The organism is Pukyongiella litopenaei (assembly GCF_003008555.2).
GTDB lineage: Bacteria > Pseudomonadota > Alphaproteobacteria > Rhodobacterales > Rhodobacteraceae > Pukyongiella > Pukyongiella litopenaei.
Genome location: NZ_CP027665.1, coordinates 3,769,810 through 3,793,351, shown reverse-complemented (window position 1 = coordinate 3,793,351; position 23,542 = coordinate 3,769,810). Strand labels below are relative to the sequence as shown.

Here is a 23,542-nt window from a genome sequence, read left to right as displayed (position 1 = left end):
CGTCTATCCCGTCGCGCGCAGGCGCTTGATCAGGCTCGACGTGTCCCAGCGCCCGCCGCCGAGTTTCTGCACATCCTTGTAGAACTGGTCGACAAGCGCCGTGACCGGCAGGCTGGCGCCATTGTCATCCGCCGCGTCCAGGCAGATGCCCAGGTCCTTGCGCATCCAGTCCACGGCGAAACCGTGATCGAACTCGTCATCCAGCATGGTCTGGTACCGGTTCGACATCTGCCACGACCCGGCCGCCCCCTGGCTGATCACCTCGACCACGGCGTGCCCGTCCAGCCCGGCCTTGTCGGCGAAATGCAGCGCCTCCGAAAGCCCCTGAACCAGCCCGGCAATGGCGATCTGGTTGCACATCTTGGTCATCTGGCCCGCGCCGCTCTCGCCGATCCGCCGACAGATGCGCGCATAGGCGGAAATCACCGATTCAGCCCGGTCATAGGCGCCCTGGTCGCCGCCGCACATCACGCTGAGCACACCGTTTTCCGCACCCGCCTGCCCGCCCGACACCGGCGCGTCGACAAAACTGATCCGGGCCGCGCTGGCGGCCTCGAACAACTCTGCGGTGACGCGGGCCGATACCGTTGTGTGATCGACGAAAACGCTGCCCGCGCCCATGCCCGCGAACGCCCCGTCGGCGCCCTGGCAGACCGAACGCAGATCGTCGTCATTGCCGACACAGGCCATGACGAACTCGGCGCCGTCCGCCGCGGCACGCGGGGTCGGAGCGGCGGTGCCGCCATGCTGTTCCACCCAGGCCTCCGCCTTGGCTGCCGTGCGGTTGTAGACCGTCACCGCGTGGCCGGCGGCCTGCAGGTGGCCCGCCATCGGGTATCCCATCACGCCCAGTCCAAGAAATGCCAGCTTTGCCATCCGCTTCCCCCTTGATTGATGCCCGGCTACATAGGACATCTACCTACCAGCCACGGGCGCGGGGTCAATCGATCCACTGCAGCCGCTGGCCAGAACGGCAGATGGAGACAGGATGGGCAAGCTGTTTCGCTGGTTGATGCGAATCGCGACGGCGCTGGTGGCGCTGGGGGTCGCGGCGGTGATGCTGGTCTGGTTCCTGGCCAGCCAGTCCCTGCCCGATTACGACCAGACGCTGACGGTCGAGGGGCTCGACGCACCGGTCGAGATCCTGCGCGACAATGCCAACGTGCCGCATATCCTGTCGGCCAGCGACGGCGGCGTGTTCTTCGGGCTGGGCTATGCCCATGCGCAGGATCGCCTGTGGCAGATGATGGTGCTGCGGCGCACGGCACAGGGCCGCCTGTCCGAGGTTTTCGGCGCCGCGACGGTGCCGGTGGACCGGCTGATGCGGCGCTACGACCTCTATCGTCTGGCCGGGCAATCCGTGGGCGCGCAGGACGACCTGGCGCTGGCGGCGCTCGAAGCCTATGCCGCCGGCGTGAACGCACGGCTGGCCGAGATCAACGACCGTGCGCTGGGCCGCGGCGCGCCCGAAATGTTCCTCTTCGACATGCCGGTGGCCCCGTGGCGGCCGGCGGATTCGATCGCGGTGATCAAGCTGATGGCGGTGCAGCTCTCGGGCCAGTTCCGCAACGAGATCCTGCGCGCCCGCGTGTCGCTCGCCCTCAGCGATCCCGCCCGGCTCGTCGACATCATGCCCGACATGCCCGGACAGGGCGTTGCAGCGCTGCCCGAATATGCCGATCTGGCGCCGGGTGTCCGGCGGCAGGCCTTGGCGGTTCCGGACCTGCCGCGGCATCCGCTCGACCCGGTTGCAGCAATCGGCCTGGCCGGCGCCTCGAATGCCTGGACGGCGGCGCCCACCCGATCCGCATCGGGCGGCACTCTGCTGGCCAATGACCCGCATCTGGGCTTTACCGCCCCGTCGATCTGGTATCTTGCGCGGCTCGAACTGCAATCGGGCGGCGTCATCGGCGGGACCATCCCCGGCATTCCCGCCGTGCTCACCGGGCGCAGCGCGCGGCTTGGCTGGGGCCTGACCTCGGCCTATGTGGATGACCAGGATCTGCATATCGAGAAACTCAACCCGGACAATCCCGAGGAATACCTGACCCCCGACGGCTACAAGCGGTTCGAAACCCGGCCGTCGATCATCGAGATCCGGGACCAGCCCGCCATCACCCTGACCCTGCGCTGGACCGAGAACGGCCCGGTGCTGCCGGGCGGCCGGTTCGGACTGGATGCGATAACGCCGCCGGGCCATGTGGTCAGCCTGTCCTGGACCGCGCTCAGCCCGAACGACACCACGATGTCGGCGGCGCTGGCGCTGCTGGAATCGGACAGCGTCAACGCGGCGATGGACGCCATCGAACCCTTTGTCGCTCCGGCGCAGAACCTGTCGCTGGTGGATCACGACACGATCGCCCTGAAACTCGTTGGCGCGATACCCGCCCGAGATCCCGGCCACCAGAGCAAGGGACGCCTGCCCAGCCAGGGCTGGAGGGCCGAGAACCGCTGGACCGGCACCCTGCCCTATGCCGACAATCCCGAATTCGTGGCCCCTGCCGGCGGCATTCTCGGCAACACCAACAACAAGATCGTCGACCGCCCCTTTCCCGACCATGTGTCCTATCTCTGGGGCGACAGCCAGCGGATCCAGCGCTGGCAGCGGCTGATGCAATCGCGCGAGGTCCATACCCGCGACAGCTTCATCGAGGCGCAGCTCGATCCGGTCAGCGTCACCGCCCGGACCCTGCTGCCGCTGATCGGCGCCGATCTGTGGTTCACCGGCGAAGCCGCGCCCGAAGGCACATCCGAACGGCAACGGCAGGAGGCGCTGAAACTGCTGGCCGAATGGAACGGCGAGATGAACGAGCATCTGCCCGAACCGCTGATCTATTCCGCCTGGTTGCGCGCGCTGCAGAAACGCCTGATCGAAGACGATCTCGGCCCCGTGGCGCAGGAGTTCGCGCATGTCGAACCGCTCTTTATCGAACGGGTGTTCCGCGACGTGGACGGCGCATCCGCATGGTGCGACGTGCGGCTGAGCGCGCGGGTCGAAACCTGCACCGACATGGCCCGGCTGGCGCTGGACGATGCGCTGGTCTGGATCGGCGACACCTATGGCACGGCGCTGGAATCCCTGCGCTGGGGGGATGCGCACCAGGCCACCCATGACCACCCGGTCCTGGGTGATGTGCCGGTCCTGCGGTATTTCGTGAACATCCGCCAATCGACATCGGGCGGCGACAACACGTTGCTGCGGGGGCGCATGTCGGGCCAGGATCCCGACCCGTTCGAAAACGTGCACGGGGCGGGCTATCGCGGGGTCTATGATTTCGCCGATCCCGACAGTTCGGTCTTTGTCATCTCCACCGGCCAGTCCGGGCATTTCCTGTCACGCCATTATGACGATCTCGCCCAGCTCTGGCGGCGCGGCGAATACATCCCGATGTCGCTCGATCTCGACCTGGCGCGGGCCGCCTCCGTGGGGGTGACGACCCTGTTGCCCGCGCAGTAACGCGCAGGAGCACTCAGAGCGCGGCGAAGCGCTCCGCCTGCCTAGCGGTCCAGTTCACCGTGATCTCGAACCCGGTCTCGGTCTGGCGTTCGTCCTGCACCACGTCCTGATCGTAGAGCCACGCGCGCTGCCGCCCGTCGCCGAACCCGAGCGTCAGCGTCTCCACATGGCGCACCCCCTGCAGGGCGGCGGCCATCGCGGCAACCAGCCTGTCCAGCCCGTCACCCGACAGGGCCGACACCGCCTGCACGCCGTCGTCCCGCGCGGCCCGCGACCGGGCGGCGGCACGGTCCTCGTCGCTCAGCAGGTCGAGCTTGTTCCAGACCTCCATGCGGGCCCGGTCGTCGCCGACACCGAGCGAGGTCAGGATCGCCTCGACATCGGCGGCCTGCGCCTCGGTCTCGGCGTGGCTGACATCGCGGACATGCACGATCAGATCGGCGGCCAGGACCTCTTCGAGCGTGGCGCGGAACGCGGCGACAAGCTCGGTCGGCAGGTCCGAGATGAACCCCACGGTGTCGGAGACGATCACCTCGGGGCCGTCGGGCAGTTCGACCCGCCGCATCGTCGGGTCAAGCGTGGCGAACAGCATGTCCTTGGCGACCACATCGGCGCCGGTCAGGCGATTGAACAATGTCGATTTGCCGGCATTGGTATAGCCCACCAGCGCGACGATCGGATACGGCACCTTGGCCCGCGCGGCGCGGTGCAGGGCACGGGTCTTGACCACCTTGTCCAGCTGCCGGCGCAGCCGCACCAGCTGTTCGTCGATCGCCCTGCGGTCCGCTTCGATCTGGGTTTCCCCCGGCCCGCCGACAAAGCCCAGCCCGCCGCGCTGGCGTTCCAGGTGGGTCCAGGCCCGCACCAGCCGCGTGCGCTGATACGAGAGCGCCGCCATTTCCACCTGCAGCACGCCTTCACGGGTGCGGGCGCGGTCGCTGAAGATTTCGAGGATCAGCCCCGTGCGGTCGAGGATCTTGACCTCCCAGGCCCGTTCCAGGTTGCGCTGCTGCACCGGGGTCACCGGCCCGTCGATCAGCACCAGCTCCACATCCTGTTCCGCGAACAGCGCCTTCAGTTCGTCGATCTTGCCGGAGCCGAAGAGCAGGCCGGCCCGCGCCCGCGGCAGCGCCACCACGTCGGCCCCGACCACGTCGAGCCCAGGCAATGCCGCCGCCAGCGCAACGGCTTCCCCGAGCGCCGGTCCGGCGCTGCGTCTTGCCGCGTCGCTGCGTATGTCGGGATGCAGCACCCAGGCGCGGGTGGGCGCGTGGTCGTTGCCGGTCGGTTCCGCCGTCAAGCGCCGTTTTCGCCTTCATACAGGTTGATCGGCTGCGACGGCATCACGGTCGAGATCGCGTGCTTGTAGACAAGCTGTGACTGACCGTCCCGGCGCAACAGGACGCAGAAATTGTCGAACCATGTGATCACGCCCTGCAGCTTGACGCCGTTGATCAGAAAGATCGTCACCGGCACCTTGGTCTTGCGAACATGGTTAAGAAAAGCGTCCTGCAGGTTTTGTTTGTCAGAGGCCATTTATTCTTTTTCTCTCTAAAAATCGCGCTGCGGACCAGCGCCTCCCTCTGCGTAAGTATGAAACGCCAAATCGGGAGATTCCACCCCCAAATGGCACCCTTGCGAAAACAAGCTCATACGCGCCACAGATCGCGGGTGAACAGCGCGATGATGGCCAGCGTTTCGAGTCGGCCCAGAACCATCGCGCTGCACAGCACCGCCTTTGCCCCCAACCCCAGTTCCACCAGCTGGATCGGCGCGGCCGATGCCAGTTCGATCACCGGGCCGGTGGTCGACAGGGTCGCGACCGCGAGTATCATCGCCTGCTCGAACCCGATCCCCAGCAGCGACAGCGCGAGACAGACCGCGGCCAGCGAGGTCGCCAGCAGCATGAACGACACCCAGGCGATGAAGGCCCCATCGCGCTGGATGCGCCGGTTGCCGCCGCGGAACACGCTGACCGAATTGGGATAGACCAGCCGTTCCAGTTCGCGCAGCCCGTGCAGGTAGAGCGCATAGACCCGCAGCAGCTTGACCCCTCCGGCCGTGGTGGCGACGCCGCCGCCGATCAGCGTCAGGCCCATCAGGATCAGCCCCGGCGTTTCCAGCCCCGACCATTGCTGCGCCTCGGCCCAGTCGGCGCTTTCGAACCCGGTCGTCGTCAGGAACGACATCACCGTGAACATCGCGCCCCACAGCGCCCGCAGCGCCAGGGTGAAGTTCTCGCCCTGGTCGATGTCGAAGGAGGCCAGCCAGTGCCGGGCAAACAGCACCACGGGAATGGTCAGGACGATGAACAGGCCGACGCGGAACTCGGGGTCGCGGTCGAGCCGCCCGCCGCCGCGCTGCACGGTATCGTTGGAAAAGGTCAGGCGCGACAGCGCGAAGAACAGGAACAGGAACAGCACCGCCTCGCCGGCAACGCCGGTCTGTGCCCCCTGCAGCCCGCCAACCGGCGAGATGCCCGATGTCGCCATCACCGACATCGCATGGCACAGCGCCGTCAGCGCGGTTTCGCCCAGCACCATCTGCAGGATCCACAGCAGCCCGGTCAGCCCCGCATAGAGCGGCCCCAGCACATAGGCGACCTGCAGCAGGCGCGCGCGCGGGTGCATCGGCCCGCCCTGCGTCGGCAGTTCCTCGGAGCGACCGGGTTCGCCGCGTGCGGTCACCTCGAACCCGCCGAGGCTCAGCGGGGCCATGATCGCCGAGGCACCGATCCACATCAGCAGCCCGCCGAGCCAGCCCACCTGCGCCCGCCACAGGTGCAGCACCGGGTCCAGCCGCGACGGATCGCCGAACATGTCCGCACCCGTGGTCGTGATCGCGCTGACCATGTCGAAATAGGCATTCTCGAATGCGGTGGTCCTGAGCGCGTCATGGAACGGCACGGCCAGGTAGAGCGGCAGCACCGTGAAGGCCGCAAAAAAGGCCAGCAACTGCCCCAGCGCCCCGAAGCGCGACTTTCGCCCTCCCATGGCGGTGGCGATCATGGTCACGCAGAACAGCCCCAGCGTGCCGGAATAGAAAAACGACTGCGAGGCCGGGTGATTGTCGCGGATCAGCGCGTATGTGGCCGGCACATACATCGACATCGCCGCCACCCCGCAGATGACCAGGAACAGCGGCAGCCGCATCAGCAGGCCATGGCCATCCCTGTCAGCCATCACAGCACATAGTCATGCGCGACCAGCATCAGCTGCTCGACCGCGGGTATGTCCTCGGACAGCGCGAAGATCGCCACAGTGTCGCCGACCTCGACCCGCAGGCCGCCGCTGGGCCGCAGCACCTCGCCGTTCTTCATCACGCCGCCGACCAGCGCGCCTTCGGGAAACGCCACGTCGCGCAGCCGCGCGCCGGCCATCGGCGAGGTGGGCAGAACCTCGGCCTCGATGATCTCGGCCTCGCTGTCACCGATGGAATAGACCGATTTCACCCGCCCGTGGCGGATATGCCGCAAGATCGATCCCACGGTGGTCGCGCGCGGGTTGATATGGGCATCGATGCCAAGCGGTCCCATCATCGGCTCGAGCGACGGGTCGTTGATCAGGGCGATCGCCATCGGGCAGCCGGCATGTTTTGCCCGGACAGCCGCGAGGATGTTGGTCTTGTCGTCATTGGTGACCGCCAGCATCGCGTCGGCGCGGGCGATGCCGGCCTCGTTCAGCAACTGTTCGTCGAGCCCGTCGCCATGCAGCACGATGGTGCGCTCCAGTTCCTCAGCCGCCTCCTCGGCGGTTGTGCGGCTGCGCTCGATCATCTTGGCGCGAACGCGGCCGGGGCTCTCCTCGAGCCGATGCGCCACCATCCGCCCGACATTGCCGCCGCCCACGATGACCATGCGCTCCAGCTTGCGCTGGCTCTTGCCGAACGCCTCGAGCGTGCGTTCGACATCGTCGGAATGACAGAAGATATAGCAATCGTCGCCGGGCAGGACCTGATCGTTGGGTTCGGGGGCGAACAGCTTGCGGTTGCGCCGGATCCCCACCACCACCGAGCGCAGCGTCGAAAACAGGTCGGTGAGCTGGCGCAGCGCCGTGTTCACCAGCGGGCAGTCCTCGCCGATGCTCAGCCCCAGCAACTGCGCCTTGCCGTCCATGAAGATCTCGGTGTCGAAGGCCGCCGAGGCAGAAAGCCGCCGCATCGCCGCCTCGGCCACCTCGCGTTCGGGGCTGATGATGACCTCGATCGGCAGGTGGTCGCGCATGTAGAGATCGCCATATTCGGGATCGTTGTAGGACTTGGCCCGCAGCCGCGCGATCTTGCGGTCGATGTTGAAGATCGAATGCGCCACCTGGCAGGTGACCATGTTCACCTCGTCCGAATGGGTGGCCGCGATGATCATGTCCGCGTCCTCGGCCCCGGCCGTCTTCAGCACGTCGGGATAGCTGGCATAGCCGGTCACGCCCTGGACATCGAGCGTATCGGTGGCATGGCGCACAAGGTCCGCGTTGACATCGACGACGGTGACATCGTTCTGTTCACCGGCCAGGTGGCGCGCGATCTGCAGGCCCACCTGCCCCGCGCCGCAGATGATCACCTTCATGCTGCATCCCCCTGCATCAGCCCGGCTGTCGGACCCTTTGCATGGCAGAAGGCCCCGATACGGTCAAATGAATTGTCCCGCCCATCCGGATCGGCCAGAATGGCCCCATGAACAGGACCTTGCCCCTCGCGCTTGCCGCGTCTGCCCTGCTGGCTGCCTGCGGCGGCCCGATGACGATCTTCTACCGGCCCGACGCCCCGGTCAGCCGGATGCAGAGCGATACGCTCGATTGCGAGGTCAAGGCGGTGAACCAGGCTCCGGTGGCAAACCAGATCCGGCAGAACCCGCCGATCTATTTCCCCGGCAACCGCTATTGCAACGCCAACGGCTGCTACAGCACGCCGGGCTACTGGATGGATGGCGGCATCTACAGCGTCGATGTCAATGCGTCGCTGCGCCGGCGGATCGTCTATGCCTGCATGGCGAACAAGGGCTATGCGCCGCAGACCCTGCCCCGGTGTTCGCAGCAGATCGCGTCGCGCGTGCCCAGACAGCAGACGCTGCGGCTGCCACCCCGGATCGACGGCGCCTGCGTGGTGCGTCATGACGATGGCAGCTGGCAGATCGTGCCCCCGCAGCCCGGCACCACCGCATCCTCCGGCTGAGGAGACGCGGGCGCCCTACTCCGCCGCCTCCGAGACCGCCTCGGCATGGGCCGTCCGCCCGCCACCGGCCTTGGCCCCGGTCACCACGCCCAGCGATTTCAGCTTGCGGTGCAGCGCGCTGCGCTCCATGCCCACGAACTGAGCCGTGCGGCTGATATTGCCGCCGAACCGGTTGATCTGGGTCAGCAGGTATTCGCGTTCGAACGCCTCGCGCGCCTCGCGCAGCGGCAGCGTGGCCAGCGCGCCGGACAGCACCACGCGATCGCCGTCGGAGTCGCGATCTTCGTTGCTGAGCAGCTCGCGGGTTTCGATCGGCCCGGTCTCGTCGCCGAGGATCAATACCCGTTCCACGAGGTTCTTGAGCTGCCGCACGTTGCCGGGCCAGGACATCGTCTGCAGCAGCGCCACCGCCTCGTCGCCGAGGTCGCGCAGCGGCAGGCCCTGTTCGGCATTGCAGCGTTCGATGAAATGCGCGGCCAGCACCGGGATGTCCTCGCGCCGCTCCTCGAGCGACGGCACCGCGATCGGAACCACCCGCAGCCGGTGAAACAGCTCTTCGCGGAACCGGCCGGCGCGGATTTCGGTGTCGAGATCGCGATTGGTCGACGACACCACCCGCAGATCCACCCGCACCTTGTCGCCGCCGCCGACGCGCTGGAACTGCTGGTCCACCAGCACCCGCAGGATCTTGGACTGGGTGCCGATGGGCATGTCGGCGACCTCGTCGAAATAGACCACCCCGCCATGGGCCTCTTCGAGCAGGCCGGATTCGACGCCGCGTTCGGGGGATTCGCGCCCGAACAGCACCTCCTCCATCCGCTCGGGCGCCACGCCCGCGCAATTCACCGTCACGAAGGGCCCGCTGGCGCGGTTCGACTGGGCGTGAATGTAGCGGGCGGCGATCTCCTTGCCGGCGCCGGCCGGCCCGGTCAGCATGACCCGGCTGTTGGTCTTGGCCACCTTGTCGAGCTGCCCGACCATCGTGCGGAAGGTGGGGCATTCGCCGATCAGCTCGGTCGCCGAGGCCTCGCCCCGCTTCAGCGCGCTGTTTTCGCGCCGCAACCGCGAGGTTTCCATCGCCCGGCGGATCACCACCATCAACTGGTCGATATTGAACGGCTTCTCGATGAAATCATACGCGCCCTGCTTGATTGCGGCCACGGCGATCTCGATATTGCCATGGCCCGAGATGATCACCACCGGCACGTCCGGGTTGTCCCGCTTGACCGCCTTGAGGATGTCGATCCCGTCCATGCGGCTGTCCTTGAGCCAGATGTCGAGGATCAACAGCGCCGGCGGCGCCGCGTTGATCTCGGCCATGCAGTCGTCGGAATTTCCCGCGAGGCGGGTCTCGTAGCCCTCGTCCTCGAGGATATCCGCCACCAGTTCGCGAATGTCGCGTTCGTCGTCAACGATCAGAATGTCACTCATGTCGATCCTGCTCCGTGTGTTTCCTGCTCAGTGATTTGCCGGGGTCGAGCGCCGATGCCCCGATCGGTTGTTTCCTGCGGCCGTCCGGTTCGGCGCCGTCGGCCCTGCCCGCCCCGGTGATCGGCAGACGGATCACCGCCATCGCGCCCACGCGGCCGCTGTCGTCAAAGGCGGGCGCATCCTCCAGGACCAGGCTGCCGCCATGTTCCTCGATGATCTTCCTGACGATCGGCAAACCCAGGCCGGTCCCGGCATCGCGGGTGGTCACATAGGGCTCAAACAGCCGCGCCCGGTCCTCGGGCAGACCGATGCCGTTGTCGGCAACGGTGATGACGCCGCTGTTGCCCTCGGTCTTCAGGGTGACGCGAATTTCCGGTTCGAACCCCTGCGGCACACCGGTTTCCTTCAGGGTATCAATGGCTTCGCCTGCGTTCTTGATAAGGTTGGTCAGCGCCTGCGACATCATCGTGGCATCGACCTCGGCCCCCAGCGGGGCGTCTGGCAGATCGGCGGAAATCCTGACATCCGGCTGCCCCGTCTGCTGCAACAGCACCGCGTCCCCGACGATCTGCACCAGGTCCTCGGCGCGGCGCTGCGGTTCGGGCATTCGCGCAAACCGGGAAAACTCGTCCACGATCCGGCGCAGGTCGCCGGTCTGGCGCACGATCACGTCGGTCATGTTTTCCAGCTTCTCGCGGTCTTCCCCCACCGCCCTGCCGAACTTGCGCTTGATCCGTTCCGCCGACAGCTGGATCGGCGTCAGCGGGTTCTTGATTTCATGGGCGATGCGGCGGGCCACGTCGCCCCAGGCCGCCATCCGCTGGGCGCTGACCAGATCGGTCACGTCGTCGAACGCGATCACATAGCCTTCCAGCCCGCCATCGGCGCCGCGGCGGGTCGCCAGGCGCACCAGCAGGATCTCCTGCCGGCCCTGCCGCGTCACCTTGATTTCGCCCTGCGCAACCTCGCGGTCATCCGCGCGCAATTCGTCATAGAGCGGGCCGAATTCGGGCACCGCCACCTTCAGCGCCAGCGATTGTTCGTCGCCGGACCAGTCCAGCAACCGTGCGGCGGACCGGTTCACAAAGGTCACATGGCCATCCGGGTCCAGCCCGACCACGCCCGATGTCACTGAGCTCAGCACGGAATCGAACAGCCGCTGCCGCCCTTCGATCTGTCTCGTGTAATCCAGAAGAGCTTCGCGCTGACCTTTAAGTTGCCGCGTCATCTGGTTGAAATAGCGTGACAACATGGCGATTTCGTCATCGCCTCTTTCTTCCTGCACCTGCACGTTGAGATCACCGGCGCCCACCTTCTGCGCCGCGTCCGTCAACCGTCCGACCGGCCGTGACAGGCGTTCCGCGAACCACAGGCCCAGCCAGATCGCAGCAAGGATCAGGATCACCGCAAAGCCGATGTATAGCAATCCGAACTCGAACAGCACCCGCCCGCGTTCGCTCTCCAACTGCTGATACAGCCGCACCGTTTCCTTGGTGTCGTCCAGCAGGTTGAGGATCGCGCCATCGACATCGCGGCTGACATAGAGATAGCGGTCCACGAAGGCCGCAAGCGGCACCAGCGCCCGGAATTCGTTGTTGTTCCAGTCCTGTATGATCAGGATCTCGTTTTCCGACGCCTCCCTGATCTGATCGGGATCGGGGCGTTCATAGTTGAACAGATAGGATTGTTCGCCGCGCGCGCGGATCTCGCCGCTGCCGTCGATCACATAGGCCTCGCGCAGCCCGCGCTGGATCTGTGCCTGCCCCTGGGCCAGGAACTGCCGCAGCTCGGCATCGCCGGCAAAGAAGGTCACCTCGCGGCTGGCATCCAGGAACTCGGCCAGCGCGGTGGCATCCTCGACCAGCCCCTCGCGGTGTTCGGCCTCATAGGCCTGCGCGGCGGACAGGGACGACCCGACCACCTGCCGCACCCGGTCCGAGAACCAGCCCTCGAGGCCGATATTCACCGTCAGCCCGGCAAAGACCGCCACCGTCACCGCCGGAATCAGCGCCAGCAGGGCGAACACACCGATCAGTCTCAGGTGCAGCCGTGCGCCGGCCGATTGCGCCCGGCGCGCCGCGACGAGCCGCGCCACCTGGCCCAGCACCAGCGTCGCCACGACCAGGATATAGACGAGATCGGCCAGCAGGATCGACCGCAGCGCCGGGGCGGATGATCGCAGATCGAACGGGCCCAGCACCATGTAGGTGGCAAAGGCCAGCAACGGGCCCAGCAGCACCATCCCCAATGTGCCGAGATTGCGCGCCCGCCGCGTGCGCCGCCAGGTATTAAAGGCTGATACCGGCCTGCCTTGTGACCAGGTCGCCACTGCTGCCCTCGTTTTCATGCGCCGCTTTCGCAGCCAACCGCCATATGTTGTGGTCGTCCACAGGCGGTGAAGCCCGTGCGCCACGCTTATGTGGCCTTTTTACATCAACTTGCGGCGGCGTGTCACCTGAATATCGAGGCCGAGAATTTTCTTGCGCAAGGTATTGCGGTTTATCCCGAGCAGATCGGCACATTTTGCCTGATTACCGCCGGTTGCGTCCAGCGCGATCTCGATCAGCGGCTGTTCCATTTCCCGCAGGATGCGTCCGTACAGCCCCGGCGGCGGCAACATCTTGCCATGCAGGTCGAAATAGCGCCGCAGGTGGCGCGCGACCGATGCCGACAGCTTGTCGCCATCCTGCGCCCCCAACAGCGGCTCCATGTCCGGCTGGTCGGCCAGCAGGGTTTCGGCCTCGGCACGGGTGATCTCGGCGTTGCGGCCGGTCAGCATCAGCCGGCGCACGGCGTTTTCGAGCTGGCGCACATTGCCGGGCCAGCTATAGGCGCGGAACAACTCCGCCGCCTCGCGCCCCAGCCGCCGCTCGGCCAGGCCCTCGCGCGCGCCGCGTGACAGGAAATGCGCGGTCAGCAGCGGGATGTCATCGACGCGTTCGCGCAGCGCGGGGACGTGCAGGCTCGCCCCGCCGAGCCGATAGAACAGGTCGTCGCGCACCCGGCCCGCGCCCACGGCGGCCACCGGATCGCCCTGGGATGTGGACATGAACCGCGGCGCATGGTCGCCGGGGCTGTCGATCATCCGCACCAGCCGCCCCTGCATCTCGTCGTCGAGATCGCCGATCTCCTCGATCAGCAGCGTTCCGCCGCGCACCCGCGCCAGCAGGCGCGCCGGGCCTTCGAGGTCGCGCAGGTCCGAGGCCGTGGCGGAAACGAACGGCATCGCGCGCCGGTCCGAGAAATCGTGCAGCGCCCGCGCGATCAGGGTCTTGCCTGTGCCGCTCTCGCCATGGATCAGCACCGGAAGCTCGGTGTTCATCACCCGCGCGACCAGCCGGTAGAGTTCCTGCATGACCGGGGTGCGGCCCACCAGCGGCAGGTCCTCGGGACGGTCCTGTTCGGGCGGCACGGCGGCGCTGCGCCGGGTGCGGCTGCCGATCTCCAGCGCCTTTGCGGTGCGTTTCATCAGGTCCGGCAGGTCGAACGGCTTGGGCAGGTAATCATAAGCATCCGCCTCGGCGGCCTGGATCGCGGTCATGATCGTGTTCTGCGCCGAAATCACGATCACCGGCAGGCCGGGCCGGTCCTGAGAAATCTTCGGCAGCATTTCCAGCCCGTTGCCATCGGGCATGACCACGTCCGAGATCACCACATCGCCCTTGCCTTCGCCGACCCAGCGCATCAGCGTCGTCAGCGAACTGGTGGCATGCACCTTGCACCCCGCCCGCGTCAGGGCCTGGGTCAGAACGGTGCGGATCGTGCGGTCGTCATCGGCGACGAGAACGGTGCCATCCATCAGATCGTTTCCTTGTTTTCTGTCGAAGTCATGCGGGCCCGCGGCAAGGAGAGGCGGAACACGGTCCGGCCCGGCACCGAGGTGACCGAGATCCAGCCGCCGTGGTCGGACAGGATCTTGCCGACCAGCGCCAGCCCCAGCCCGGTGCCGTTCTCGCGCCCCGACACGAACGGGTCGAACACGCGGTCGCGGATCGTATCGGGCAGCCCCGGCCCGTCATCGATGATCTCGACCTGCAGCGGCAGGGAATGGCCGGACCCGTCGGACCGCCGCAGGCGGAAGGAATGCTCGAAATAGGTTCGCAGCCGGATCGTGCCGCCCTGGCCGCTACTGGCTTCGGCCGCCTCAGCGGCGTTCTTGAGCAGGTTCAGAACCACTTGCAACAGCTGGTCCGCATCGCCGCAGGCCATCGGCAGCGACGGATCGTAATCCTCGATGATGGTCATGTGGGCCCCGAACCCGACCAGCGCCGACCGCCGGGCGCGGTCGAGTACGTCATGCAGGTTGACCGGCGCCAGTTCGGGCGGGCTGAGATTGCCGAACTGCTCGACCCGTTCGAGCAGTTTGACGATGCGGCGGCTCTCGGACACGATCAGGTCGGTCAGTTCGAGGTCGTCGCGGTCGAGATTCATGCTCAGCAGCTGGGCGGCGCCGGTGATCCCGGCAAGCGGGTTCTTGATCTCATGCGCCAGCATCTCGGCCATGCCGATCGCCGATTGCGCGGCGGAACTGACCGCGTGCGGACCGGCCATCCGCCCGCTCAGTTCGCGGGGCGAGATCAGCAGGATCATCTCGCCGTCGCCGGCCGCCAGCGGCGCCACCTGCAGCGAACATTCCATCGGCGCCCGTTCCCCGGTGCCGATCTGCACGTCATTGACAAAGAGCGGCGTGCCGTTGCGCCGCGACCGCGCCAGCGCGGCCTCGATCGGGGCATCGACGGCGACCTGATCCCAGACTGGCTGGCCCGCCACCGCACGGCATGACGCGTTCAGGAACCCTTCGGCGGCGGGGTTCACGTCGACAATGCGATCCTGCCCGTCGATCCGGAACGCCGGCACCGGCAGCGATGCCCAGATCACGCTGTCGGGGGTCATGCCGCCACCTGCCCGGATGATGCCAGCGCATCGCCCAGAAGCCGCAGCACCGCACCGGGGTCGCGCCCGGTCAGCACGGCGCGGCGCAGCGCCGGGATCGTGCCCGCCCCATCCATGTACCAGCCCAGATGCTTGCGCGCGACGCGCAGCCCCAGGTCGCGCCCGTAAAAGCCGAGCATTGCTTCGTAATGGGTCGCAACCATGTCGGTGAACGCCCCGCCCCGCGGGATCTGGGGCGCGGGCGTGTTCCAGAGATCATGGGCGATCTGCGCCAGCAGCCACGGTTTCCCCTGCGCCCCGCGCCCGACCATGACGCCGTCCGCCCCCGACGCCTCGAGCGCCCGGCGCGCCGCCGCGCCGTCGGTGATGTCGCCATTGGCGATCACCGGGATCGTGACCGCGTCCCGCACCGCGCGGATCGCGTCCCAATCGGCGGTGCCCTTGTAGAACTGGCACCGGGTGCGGCCGTGGATCGTGACCATCCGCACCCCCGCCGATTCGGCGCGGCGCGCGATGTCGGGCGCGTTGAGCAGATCCTCATCCCAGCCCAGCCGGGTCTTCAGCGTCACCGGCAGGTCGACCGCCGCCACCACCGCCTCGATCAGGCGCAGCGCGTGATCCGGCGTCTTCATCAGCGCCGAGCCCGAATAGCCGTTGGTCACCTTCTTGGCCGGGCAGCCCATATTGATGTCGATGATCGCCGCCCCCTGCCCCGCCAGACGCCGCGCCGCCTCGGCCATCCACCCGGCATCGCGCCCGGCGATCTGGACCGCGGTGCGGGCCGCCTCGACGCCCAGTTCGGCCCGTTCGCGCACCCCCGGCTTGGCCTGCACCATTTCCTGGCTGGCAACCATTTCGCTGACCGCCAGCCCGGCGCCGAACCGTGTCACCAGGTCGCGATAGGGACGGTCGGTGATACCGGCCATCGGGGCCAGGATCACGGGCGGGGTCAGATTGGCGGAACCGAGCGTGACGGGCATGAGCCTCAACCTTGTGCAACAGGGACGGTTCTAGCGCCCGGCCGGCGCGTCCACAATGCGCGGCCCCCGTCTTTCCGCCACGTTTTCGAGCGCATGCCTATTTTTTGGGCGGTGGTTCGGGGGCAATTGCCTGTCCCGGACACAGGGCCTAAACCGGACCCGATTTACGGAACGGACCTGCCCATGACCATAGCCGCATTGATCGTCGCCGCGGGACGCGGAACGCGGGCCGGGGGCGATTGCCCGAAACAATGGCGCGAGATCGCGGGCCGGCCGATGCTGGCTCACACCATCGCCGCCCTGCGCGCCGCGCGGCGTGTCGGACCGGTGGCGTTGGTGCTTCATCCCGACGATATGGCGCGTGCCGCCGGGCCGGATTTCGAGGGCTGCGTGATCGCGCAGGGCGGCGCCGACCGGGCGGCGTCGGTGCGCAACGGACTGGCGGCGCTGGCGGCGTCCGCACCGGACAAGGTGCTGATACATGACGCGGCGCGGCCATGCGCGGGCCTGCGGGTGATCGACGCGGTAATCGACGCGCTGGAACATGCGCCCGGCGCGGCCCCGGCGCTGGCGGTGACCGATGCGCTCTGGACCGGGGCCGATGGCCGGGTGACCGGCACCGGCGACCGGTCGGGGCTCTATCGGGCGCAGACGCCGCAGGGGTTCGATTTCGAGGCGATCCGCGCCGCCCATGCGGCCCATCCCGGCGGTGCCGCCGACGATGTCGAGGTGGCACGGCTGGCCGGGATCGAGGTTGCCATCGTTCCCGGCGACGAGGACAATCTGAAGGTAACCCTGCCCGGCGATTTCGCCCGGGCGGAACAAGTGTTGCGAGGGCGTCATATGGCGGGGCCGGATATCAGGCTGGGAAACGGGTTCGACGTGCATCGGTTCGGACCGGGCGATCGGGTGACCCTGTGCGGCGTGGATGTGGCGCATGACCGGGGATTGCAGGGGCATTCGGACGCGGATGTGGGCATGCATGCGATCACCGACGCGATCTATGGCGCGTTGGCGCAAGGCGATATCGGCCAGCATTTCCCGCCCTCCGATCCACAATGGAAAGGCGCGGCCAGCGATATCTTCCTGCGCCACGCGGTCGATCTGGCGGCCCGGATGGGCTATCGCATCGGCAATGTCGATTGCACCCTGATCTGTGAATATCCCAAGATCGGGCCACATGCGCAGGCCATGCGCGATGCGCTGGCCGGCATCATGGGGCTGGACCGGGCCCGGATCTCGGTCAAGGCGACCACGTCGGAACGGCTGGGCTTCACCGGCCGGGGCGAGGGGATCGCCGCGCAGGCCACCGCGCTGCTGGTGCCGGCATGAAGGGCTGGGCGCGGCTGATCGCGACGGCGGGCGGGGTCGGCTATCTGCGCCCTGCCCCGGGCACCTGGGGCTCGCTCGCCGCGCTGCCGCTGGCCTGGCTGTTCCATGTGATCGGCGGCTTTCCCCTGCTGCTGCTCGCCACCATCGCCGGGTTCGCCAAGGGCTGGTGGGCCACCGCCGAGACCACCCGCGGCAGCGACGATCACGACCCGTCCGAGATCGTGATCGACGAGGTGGTCGGCCAGTTCATCGCGCTGCTGCCGCTCAGCTATGCCGCCTGGGCCCATGGCCTGTCGGTCACCGCGCTGTGGCCCGGCTGGGTCGCGGGCTTTGCGCTGTTCCGGCTGTTCGACATTCTCAAACCCGGCCCGGTGGGCTGGGCGGACCGGCGCGGCGACGCGCTGGGGGTGATGCTCGACGACGTGATCGCGGGCGTCTTTGCCGGGCTTGGCGTGATGCTGCTGGCGGGGCTCTGGCACGGGGTCCTGGGGCTGTGACCCCGGCCGCCGCCATTCTCGATGCCGCCCGCGCGCAGGGTGTGATGATCGCTACGGCCGAGAGCTGCACCGGCGGCATGGTCGCGGTGGCGCTGACCGATATCGCCGGGGCCTCGGATGTGATCGACCGGGGGTTCGTCACCTATACCAACGCCGCCAAGCGCGACATGCTGGGCGTGCGCGCCGAAACGCTTAATGCCTTCGGGGCCGTGTCGGAACAGGTGGCGCGGGAAATGGCGGAGGGCGCGCTGTCGCGGTCAGGCGCCACGCTGGCGGTGTCGATCACCGGGATCGCCGGGCCGGGCGGGTCCGAATTCAAGCCCGAAGGCCGGGTCTGTTTCGGCCTCGCCATGTCCGGGCGGGATAGCCTTGCCGAGACCGTCGATTTCGGCGCTCTGGGACGCGGCAGCGTGCGCGCGGCGGCCCGCGATCACGCGCTTGGCCTACTGGCGCGGGCGCTGGCGGCCTGACCCGGCAGCGCCGGCCCAGCCGGGTCAGGCCGACATCAGCGCGGCGAAACCGGCCACATCCCCGCCGCCGCTCAGCATCGACCAGACCTCTTGCGCCATGTCGGCGCCGATCAGCCCCGCCGCCTTGCCGCGAACCCGGTCTTCCCGCGTCTCGGGCGTCATCGGCGCGGACAGATCGTGCCGCGCCTCGAACCGCGCGCCGTCCCGGCGCAGCACTTCCAGCCGCGCCTCGGTCTCGGCCAGCGACCCGTCCACTTCGACCATGATGCGATCCCGCAGGTCGATCACCCTTGGATCGGCGCAGAGGTGGTCCGCATAGCTGTCGAGCCGCGCGGTGTCATGTCCGAGCGCCTGCATCGCCAGCACGGTGCGATAGCTGAACTTGGCCCCCAGACCGGTGATGGGCGCGGGCTGGTTGCAGACCGACATCCAGCGCGGATGGGTCCGCACCGTCAGCCGCGCGATCTCGGGCGCGGCCACGTCAAGCTCGCGCCCCGCCTCGAGCGCGGCATGCAGCCCGTGGCAGCAGGCGTGGAATTTATGGCTGACCTGTTCGAACAGCCAGTCCCGCCCCAGCCCGGCCAGCGCGTCGTCGCGACCGGACTGGCCGTGATGGGTGGCCCCGAACCCGAACTCACCCTCGAGCGCGACCGGGTTGGCGACAAATCCCCGCTGCACCAGCAGAACCGATTCGATGCCGGTGCTGGCGGCGATCCCGGCATTGTAGGGCTTGCCCATTGTGCCGAACTGCGCCTTGAGCCCGGACGCCCGTGTCGCGGTCAGCCCCAGCGCCATCGCGGTGGCCGCCGCATCCAGCCCCGCCAGCCGGGCCGCGGCGGCGGCGGCGCCAAAGGCACCGGCGGTCGCGGTCATGTGAAACCCGGCCTGGTAATGCGGCCGCCCGAGCCAGAGGCCCAGCCGCACCGACAACTCCATGCCGACCAGCGCCGCTTCGAGCATTTCGGCGAGCCCGGCCCCCCGCGCCTCGCCCATCGCCACCGCCGCCGAAAACACGGCCACCGACGGGTGGCCGATATGGGCGAAATGGGTGTCGTCATAATCGAGCGCGTGGGAAATCGTGCCGTTGACCAGCGCCGCCTGACGCAGCGGCGCCATGGTGGCGGTGCCGAACAGATGCGCCGCGCCGGCGCCGCCATCGTCCAGCGCCATGTCGCGGACGATGCGCGACACCGGTTCACCGGCGCCCGCGCGCCCGACCGCGATCCAGTCCAGCGCCGACAGTTGCGTGACCAACCGCGCCAGCGGCGTGGTTTCGACCGGGCCGGCGGCAAGACCGGCCAGCGTTTCCGTGAAGCTATCTGTCATGGCGCCAGTCTAGCCCCGCCCGCGCCCGCGTCCATCGGCAAGTGTCAGCCGTGAAGCTCTTTTGCCCGGGCCTCGAAGGCCGCCACGATCCGGTGCATGGCCTCGTGGAACACGACACCGATCATCTTTTGCAGGATCGCGTTGCGAAACTCGAAATCGACAAAGAACGAGACCTCGCAGCGGCCATCGGGCAGGTCGGCAAAGGCCCAGTTCGACCGCATGTATCGGAACGGCCCGTCCAGGTATTCGGTGTCGATCCGCTTGCGATCCGGCCACAGGGTGACCCGGCTGCCGAACCGTTCGCGGAACACCTGGAACCCGATCACCAGGTCGGCCTCCATCACCTGCGCGTCGCCCTGCGGGACGACCTGGCGCACGCGCGCGGCCACGCACCATGGCAGGAACTCGGGATACGCCGCCACGTCTGCCACCAGATCGTACATCTGCTGCGCGCGATACGGCAGCGTTCGGGTTTCGGAATGGGTCGGCATATGTTCGGTTCTGTTGGCGCGATCCGGGGCGAATGGGGGTGACAGTGGCGCGTTCTGTCGTATGGTTGGCCCGGAAAATCAAGGGGGCAGCCATGGCGAAGCGGCCATATGTCATAGATGAGATGATCTCGGCCAAGACCATCGCCGCGCGAATCGAGGGGCTTTCCCACGAAATCCGTGCCCAGTTCGGAGATACCGACAAGCTGGTGGTGGTCGGCCTGCTGCGTGGCTCGTTCGTCTTCATCGCCGATCTCGTTCGCGAACTGGATCTGCCGATCGAGGTCGATTTCCTCGAAGCTTCGTCCTATGGCGATTCGACCGAAAGTTCGCGCGAGGTGCGCATTCTCAAGGACCTGCGCAGCCCGGTCGAAGGGCGCGACGTGCTGGTGGTCGAGGACATCGTGGACACCGGCCACACCATGCACCACGTTCTCAACCTGCTGGCCAGCCGCGGCCCGGCGCGGCTGAAATCCATCGCCCTGCTGGACAAGCCGTCCCGGCGCGAGGTCGATTGCCGCGCCGACTGGATCGGGTTCGAGATACCGGACGAATTCGTGGTCGGCTACGGGATCGACTATGCGCAGCGCGACCGCAACCTGCCCTTTATCGGAAAGGTGCGATTCACCGACGGCGCAGGCTGACCCGATGCGCTGGCTCTTGCACATGTCCCGCTGGGCGCGCACCCCGCCGTCGCCGCGCAAGGTGCTGCTGGTGTTCGGCGTGATCGCCCTGTGCCTGGCCCTCTACGGGCTGGAAAAGGCCGGGGTCTGGCCCGACTGGGCGCAGGCGGAACGGCTGCGGCGCTAGGCTGTCGCCGCCCTGATCATCCGCACGCGGCTTGTGCAAAAATTCACACCACCCCACCGGAAAGTGATGGTGACCGCCGCACACAACTGTGTAATCTGACCCTGCGTTAGCCAACAAAATCAGGAGCCAGCCAGCATGAAACGGGGACTTCTTCTCGCAGCCGGGATTCTCACCGCCGGGATCGCCGCCACATCCGCAATCAGCGACAATGCCGCCGACAAGGCCGCGCTCGCCGCCGTGAAGGCCCGGCAATCCTACATGCAGCTCAATGCGTTCAACATCGGGCTGCTGGGCGGGATGGCCAAGGGCGAGATCGAGTATGACGCCGATGCCGCCGCCGGCGCCGCCGGCAACCTGGCCGCGCTGGCAGAGATGAAGCAGTTGCGGTTCTGGCCGGAGGGAACGGACAATGCGACCCTGGGCGACGAGGCCACCGAGGCGCTGCCGGCAATCTGGGCCGACGGCTCGAAGATCGGCGAGGCCGCGCAGGCCTATGCCGATGCCGCCGCGGCGATGAACGAGGCCGCCGGTGGCGGGCTCGAGGCGCTGCGCGGCGCGATGGGGCCGCTGGGCAAATCCTGCGGCGGCTGTCACGAAAATTTCCGCAAGCCGAGCAACTGACCCGTCGCGCGGGCAGGATCGTCTGACATGATCGGCAAGGCCATTCGCGTGCTCATTGCGCTATCGGTGCTGGCGGCGGCGATGTTCTGGGTGTTCACGCGCCCGCAGCCGCTGCCTCCCGATGCCATGGCCGGCCTGACCGGCGACAGCGCCCGTGGCGAAACCGTGTTCTGGGCCGCCGGCTGTGCGGCCTGCCACGCGGATCCCGAAGCCAAGGATGACGACGCCCGGCTGGTGTTGTCGGGCGGCTACCGCATGGTGTCGCCCTTCGGCACCTTCGTGGCGCCCAACCTGTCGCCCTCGCCCGCGGGCATCGGCGGCTGGAGCGCGCAGGACCTGGCCAATTCTCTGATCGCCGGCCTGTCGCCCGACGGGACGCATTACTATCCAGCCCTGCCCTACGGCACCTACGCGCATATGGAATTGCAGGATGTGGCCGATCTCAAGGCGTTCCTGGACACGCTGCCGCCCTCGGACGCGCAGAGCCAGCCGCATGAGCTGGGCTTTCCCTTCACGCTGCGGCGCGGGCTGGGCCTGTGGAAACTGGCCAACATGACCCCCGATTGGGTGCTGGAGGACGCGCCGACACCCCAGCTCGAACGCGGGCGGTATCTGGTCGAGGCGCTGGGTCACTGCGCCGAATGTCACACGCCGCGCAATGCGATCGGCGGCCTGGACCGGTCGCTCTGGATGACCGGCGCACCGAACCCGTCCGGCAAGGGCAAGATCCCCGGCATCGACCCGGTATCGCTGAAATGGAGCGAATCGGACATCGCCTATTACCTGGAGACCGGCTTTACCCCGGATTACGACAGCGCCGGCGGGCAGATGACCAAGGTGATCGCCAACATGGCGCATCTCTCCGGCGAGGACCGCGCCGCCATCGCCGCCTATCTCAAGGCGTTGCCCTGACGGCAATCACGGCCGCTGCACGGGGCCGGCCCTTACCGCGATTTCAGAGGCGCAGGGCGGCCGTTCAGGCCTGCCCCAGCTTTGCCATCCGGGCGTCGCGCAGCCGGGCGAAATCGTCACCGGCATGATAAGAGGACCGGGTCAGCGGCGTGGCCGAGACCATCAGGAACCCCTTGCCGAACGCCGCCTTTTCATAGGTGGCAAATTCGTCGGGATGCACGAACCGCGCCACCGCATGGTGTTTCGGGGTCGGTTGCAGGTATTGTCCGATGGTCAGGAAATCCACGTCCGCGGCGCGCATGTCATCCATCACCTGCAGCACCGCCTGCCGGTCCTCGCCGAGCCCCACCATGATACCGGATTTGGTGAACACCGTTGGGTCGAGTTCCTTCACCCGCTGCAACAGTCGCAGCGAATGGAAGTAACGCGCGCCCGGACGCACCTCGGGATAGAGCCCCGGCACGGTTTCCAGGTTGTGGTTGAACACATCCGGTTTCGCCTCGACCACGGTCTGCAGGACCTCCGGAGCGCATTTCAGGAAATCCGGGGTCAGGATCTCGATCGTGGTCGCGGGGCTGCGATGGCGGATGGCGCGGATGGTCTGCGCGAAATGATCGGCCCCGCCATCCGCGAGATCGTCACGGTCGACCGAGGTGATCACCACATGGTTCAGCCCCAGTTTCTCGACCGCATGCGCCACCCGCCCCGGTTCGAACACGTCGAGCGCGTCGGGCCGCCCGGTGGCGATGTTGCAGAAGGTGCAGCCACGGGTGCAGATCTCGCCCATGATCATCATGGTGGCGTGGCCCTGGCTCCAGCATTCGCCCACATTGGGGCACCCGGCCTCTTCGCAGACGGTGACGAGATTGTTGTCGCGCATGATCCGGCGCGTGTCCGCATAGCCCTGCCCGCCCGGTGCCTTGACCCGGATCCATGCGGGTTTCTTGGGCTGCGCATTGTCGGGCCGGTGGGCTTTCTCCGGGTGGCGCTGCTCGGGTATCTTCAGATCTCGCATGGTCGGGGGTCCCGGGTTGGAATGACGTAACGTCCCTAGCATATTCGCGGCCCGAGGGAACCACCAATGCGGCATGGGCGCGCTGCGCGGCAGGGTCATCGCGGGCCCGGGCGGCTGTTGGCAGTTTGTTCAGATTTCCGGCGC

22 protein-coding genes are annotated in these 23,542 nt (G+C 67.5%); 9 read left to right on the top strand and 13 right to left on the bottom strand.

Annotated elements, in window-relative coordinates; genetic code table 11:
* Positions 1–3 precede the first annotated feature (3 nt).
* Entirely contained in the window at positions 4–876 is an 873-nt protein-coding gene (locus C6Y53_RS18445; protein WP_106473759.1) for an NAD(P)-dependent oxidoreductase, read from the bottom strand.
* Positions 877–988: 112 nt separating this feature from the next.
* On the opposite strand from C6Y53_RS18445, the gene C6Y53_RS18440 reads away from it, so the two are divergent.
* Positions 989–3,457: a penicillin acylase family protein gene (locus tag C6Y53_RS18440; protein ID WP_106473758.1), complete on the top strand. Its 2,469-nt coding sequence runs from the start codon at positions 989–991 to the stop codon at positions 3,455–3,457.
* A gap of 13 nt (positions 3,458–3,470) precedes the next feature.
* Here the strand turns inward: C6Y53_RS18440 and hflX are convergent, their stop codons facing one another.
* From hflX to trkA, 4 genes are all read right to left on the bottom strand, one after another.
* Entirely contained in the window at positions 3,471–4,757 is a 1,287-nt protein-coding gene (gene hflX / locus C6Y53_RS18435; RefSeq protein WP_106473757.1) for a GTPase HflX, read from the bottom strand.
* Positions 4,754–4,993, bottom strand: coding sequence for an RNA chaperone Hfq (hfq, locus tag C6Y53_RS18430; RefSeq protein ID WP_106473756.1), 240 nt, complete (start codon positions 4,991–4,993; stop codon positions 4,754–4,756). The genes hflX and hfq overlap by 4 nt, the downstream gene beginning before the upstream one ends.
* A 113-nt stretch (positions 4,994–5,106) precedes the next feature.
* The gene (locus C6Y53_RS18425) at positions 5,107–6,639 is read right to left on the bottom strand and encodes a TrkH family potassium uptake protein (RefSeq protein ID WP_106473755.1); all 1,533 of its coding nucleotides are present in this window, start codon (positions 6,637–6,639) and stop codon (positions 5,107–5,109) included.
* A complete protein-coding gene (gene trkA / locus C6Y53_RS18420) occupies positions 6,639–8,018 on the bottom strand; it encodes a Trk system potassium transporter TrkA (protein ID WP_106473754.1) in 1,380 nt (459 codons plus the stop codon). Before trkA ends, C6Y53_RS18425 begins: the two co-directional genes overlap by 1 nt.
* A 107-nt stretch (positions 8,019–8,125) precedes the next feature.
* On the opposite strand from trkA, the gene C6Y53_RS18415 reads away from it, so the two are divergent.
* Entirely contained in the window at positions 8,126–8,623 is a 498-nt protein-coding gene (locus C6Y53_RS18415) for a hypothetical protein (protein ID WP_106473753.1), read from the top strand.
* Positions 8,624–8,638: 15 nt separating this feature from the next.
* On the opposite strand, the gene ntrX is transcribed toward C6Y53_RS18415, so the two are convergent.
* From ntrX to dusB, 5 genes are all read right to left on the bottom strand, one after another.
* The gene (ntrX, locus tag C6Y53_RS18410; RefSeq protein WP_106473752.1) at positions 8,639–10,054 is read right to left on the bottom strand and encodes a nitrogen assimilation response regulator NtrX; all 1,416 of its coding nucleotides are present in this window, start codon (positions 10,052–10,054) and stop codon (positions 8,639–8,641) included.
* On the bottom strand, positions 10,047–12,401 hold the full coding sequence (locus tag C6Y53_RS18405) for a sensor histidine kinase NtrY-like (protein ID WP_106473751.1): 2,355 nt from the start codon (positions 12,399–12,401) through the stop codon (positions 10,047–10,049). The genes ntrX and C6Y53_RS18405 overlap by 8 nt, the downstream gene beginning before the upstream one ends.
* Before the next feature lie 81 nt (positions 12,402–12,482).
* Positions 12,483–13,853 (bottom strand): response regulator, encoded by a 1,371-nt coding sequence (locus tag C6Y53_RS18400; protein ID WP_106473750.1) that lies wholly within the window; start codon positions 13,851–13,853, stop codon positions 12,483–12,485.
* Positions 13,853–14,947 carry a two-component system sensor histidine kinase NtrB gene (locus C6Y53_RS18395; protein ID WP_106473749.1) on the bottom strand — a complete coding sequence of 365 codons (1,095 nt, stop codon included), beginning with the start codon at positions 14,945–14,947 and terminating at the stop codon, positions 13,853–13,855. Before C6Y53_RS18395 ends, C6Y53_RS18400 begins: the two co-directional genes overlap by 1 nt.
* Positions 14,944–15,927 (bottom strand): tRNA dihydrouridine synthase DusB, encoded by a 984-nt coding sequence (gene dusB, locus C6Y53_RS18390; RefSeq protein WP_106473748.1) that lies wholly within the window; start codon positions 15,925–15,927, stop codon positions 14,944–14,946. Before dusB ends, C6Y53_RS18395 begins: the two co-directional genes overlap by 4 nt.
* 183 nt (positions 15,928–16,110) lie before the next feature.
* Here dusB and C6Y53_RS18385 point away from each other — a divergent pair, with 183 nt between their 5' ends.
* Genes C6Y53_RS18385 through C6Y53_RS18375 form a run of 3 tightly spaced genes read left to right on the top strand, consistent with a single transcriptional unit; the run spans position 16,111 to position 18,226 of the window.
* The gene (locus C6Y53_RS18385) at positions 16,111–17,259 is read left to right on the top strand and encodes a bifunctional 2-C-methyl-D-erythritol 4-phosphate cytidylyltransferase/2-C-methyl-D-erythritol 2,4-cyclodiphosphate synthase (RefSeq protein ID WP_106473747.1); all 1,149 of its coding nucleotides are present in this window, start codon (positions 16,111–16,113) and stop codon (positions 17,257–17,259) included.
* The gene (locus C6Y53_RS18380) at positions 17,256–17,756 is read left to right on the top strand and encodes a phosphatidylglycerophosphatase A family protein (protein WP_106473746.1); all 501 of its coding nucleotides are present in this window, start codon (positions 17,256–17,258) and stop codon (positions 17,754–17,756) included. Before C6Y53_RS18385 ends, C6Y53_RS18380 begins: the two co-directional genes overlap by 4 nt.
* Before the next feature lie 44 nt (positions 17,757–17,800).
* On the top strand, positions 17,801–18,226 hold the full coding sequence (locus C6Y53_RS18375; protein ID WP_244615023.1) for a CinA family protein: 426 nt from the start codon (positions 17,801–17,803) through the stop codon (positions 18,224–18,226).
* Between the two features lie 24 nt (positions 18,227–18,250).
* On the opposite strand, the gene C6Y53_RS18370 is transcribed toward C6Y53_RS18375, so the two are convergent.
* Entirely contained in the window at positions 18,251–19,552 is a 1,302-nt protein-coding gene (locus C6Y53_RS18370; RefSeq protein WP_106473744.1) for an MmgE/PrpD family protein, read from the bottom strand.
* A gap of 44 nt (positions 19,553–19,596) precedes the next feature.
* Positions 19,597–20,043, bottom strand: a complete 447-nt coding sequence (locus tag C6Y53_RS18365) for a type II toxin-antitoxin system RatA family toxin (protein WP_106473743.1) — start codon at positions 20,041–20,043, stop codon at positions 19,597–19,599.
* 92 nt (positions 20,044–20,135) lie between these two features.
* On the opposite strand from C6Y53_RS18365, the gene hpt reads away from it, so the two are divergent.
* The 4 genes from hpt (at position 20,136) to C6Y53_RS18350 (ending at position 22,383) form a co-directional block, all read left to right on the top strand.
* Positions 20,136–20,684, top strand: coding sequence for a hypoxanthine phosphoribosyltransferase (hpt, locus tag C6Y53_RS18360; protein WP_106473742.1), 549 nt, complete (start codon positions 20,136–20,138; stop codon positions 20,682–20,684).
* Between the two features lie 4 nt (positions 20,685–20,688).
* On the top strand, positions 20,689–20,850 hold the full coding sequence (locus C6Y53_RS21090) for a hypothetical protein (protein ID WP_211299424.1): 162 nt from the start codon (positions 20,689–20,691) through the stop codon (positions 20,848–20,850).
* Positions 20,851–20,985: 135 nt separating this feature from the next.
* On the top strand, positions 20,986–21,471 hold the full coding sequence (locus C6Y53_RS18355; protein ID WP_106473741.1) for a c-type cytochrome: 486 nt from the start codon (positions 20,986–20,988) through the stop codon (positions 21,469–21,471).
* 30 nt (positions 21,472–21,501) lie between these two features.
* Positions 21,502–22,383, top strand: coding sequence for a c-type cytochrome (locus tag C6Y53_RS18350; protein WP_425300367.1), 882 nt, complete (start codon positions 21,502–21,504; stop codon positions 22,381–22,383).
* Positions 22,384–22,447: 64 nt separating this feature from the next.
* On the opposite strand, the gene lipA is transcribed toward C6Y53_RS18350, so the two are convergent.
* Positions 22,448–23,398, bottom strand: a complete 951-nt coding sequence (gene lipA, locus C6Y53_RS18345) for a lipoyl synthase (protein WP_106473739.1) — start codon at positions 23,396–23,398, stop codon at positions 22,448–22,450.
* Between the last annotated feature and the right edge of the window lie 144 nt (positions 23,399–23,542).

What these genes read in the sequence shown, in the direction of transcription:
- C6Y53_RS18445 (WP_106473759.1), bottom strand. Translation starts at nt 876, where the DNA reads ATGGCAAAGCTGGCATTTCTTGGACTGGGCGTGATGGGATACCCGATG.
- C6Y53_RS18440 (WP_106473758.1), top strand. Translation starts at nt 989, where the DNA reads ATGGGCAAGCTGTTTCGCTGGTTGATGCGAATCGCGACGGCGCTGGTG.
- hfq (WP_106473756.1), bottom strand. Translation starts at nt 4,993, where the DNA reads ATGGCCTCTGACAAACAAAACCTGCAGGACGCTTTTCTTAACCATGTT.
- C6Y53_RS18425 (WP_106473755.1), bottom strand. Translation starts at nt 6,639, where the DNA reads ATGGCTGACAGGGATGGCCATGGCCTGCTGATGCGGCTGCCGCTGTTC.
- trkA (WP_106473754.1), bottom strand. Translation starts at nt 8,018, where the DNA reads ATGAAGGTGATCATCTGCGGCGCGGGGCAGGTGGGCCTGCAGATCGCG.
- C6Y53_RS18415 (WP_106473753.1), top strand. Translation starts at nt 8,126, where the DNA reads ATGAACAGGACCTTGCCCCTCGCGCTTGCCGCGTCTGCCCTGCTGGCT.
- ntrX (WP_106473752.1), bottom strand. Translation starts at nt 10,054, where the DNA reads ATGAGTGACATTCTGATCGTTGACGACGAACGCGACATTCGCGAACTG.
- C6Y53_RS18405 (WP_106473751.1), bottom strand. Translation starts at nt 12,401, where the DNA reads ATGAAAACGAGGGCAGCAGTGGCGACCTGGTCACAAGGCAGGCCGGTA.
- C6Y53_RS18400 (WP_106473750.1), bottom strand. Translation starts at nt 13,853, where the DNA reads ATGGATGGCACCGTTCTCGTCGCCGATGACGACCGCACGATCCGCACC.
- C6Y53_RS18395 (WP_106473749.1), bottom strand. Translation starts at nt 14,947, where the DNA reads ATGACCCCCGACAGCGTGATCTGGGCATCGCTGCCGGTGCCGGCGTTC.
- dusB (WP_106473748.1), bottom strand. Translation starts at nt 15,927, where the DNA reads ATGCCCGTCACGCTCGGTTCCGCCAATCTGACCCCGCCCGTGATCCTG.
- C6Y53_RS18385 (WP_106473747.1), top strand. Translation starts at nt 16,111, where the DNA reads ATGACCATAGCCGCATTGATCGTCGCCGCGGGACGCGGAACGCGGGCC.
- C6Y53_RS18380 (WP_106473746.1), top strand. Translation starts at nt 17,256, where the DNA reads ATGAAGGGCTGGGCGCGGCTGATCGCGACGGCGGGCGGGGTCGGCTAT.
- C6Y53_RS18375 (WP_244615023.1), top strand. Translation starts at nt 17,801, where the DNA reads ATGATCGCTACGGCCGAGAGCTGCACCGGCGGCATGGTCGCGGTGGCG.
- C6Y53_RS18370 (WP_106473744.1), bottom strand. Translation starts at nt 19,552, where the DNA reads ATGACAGATAGCTTCACGGAAACGCTGGCCGGTCTTGCCGCCGGCCCG.
- C6Y53_RS18365 (WP_106473743.1), bottom strand. Translation starts at nt 20,043, where the DNA reads ATGCCGACCCATTCCGAAACCCGAACGCTGCCGTATCGCGCGCAGCAG.
- hpt (WP_106473742.1), top strand. Translation starts at nt 20,136, where the DNA reads ATGGCGAAGCGGCCATATGTCATAGATGAGATGATCTCGGCCAAGACC.
- C6Y53_RS21090 (WP_211299424.1), top strand. Translation starts at nt 20,689, where the DNA reads ATGCGCTGGCTCTTGCACATGTCCCGCTGGGCGCGCACCCCGCCGTCG.
- C6Y53_RS18355 (WP_106473741.1), top strand. Translation starts at nt 20,986, where the DNA reads ATGAAACGGGGACTTCTTCTCGCAGCCGGGATTCTCACCGCCGGGATC.
- lipA (WP_106473739.1), bottom strand. Translation starts at nt 23,398, where the DNA reads ATGCGAGATCTGAAGATACCCGAGCAGCGCCACCCGGAGAAAGCCCAC.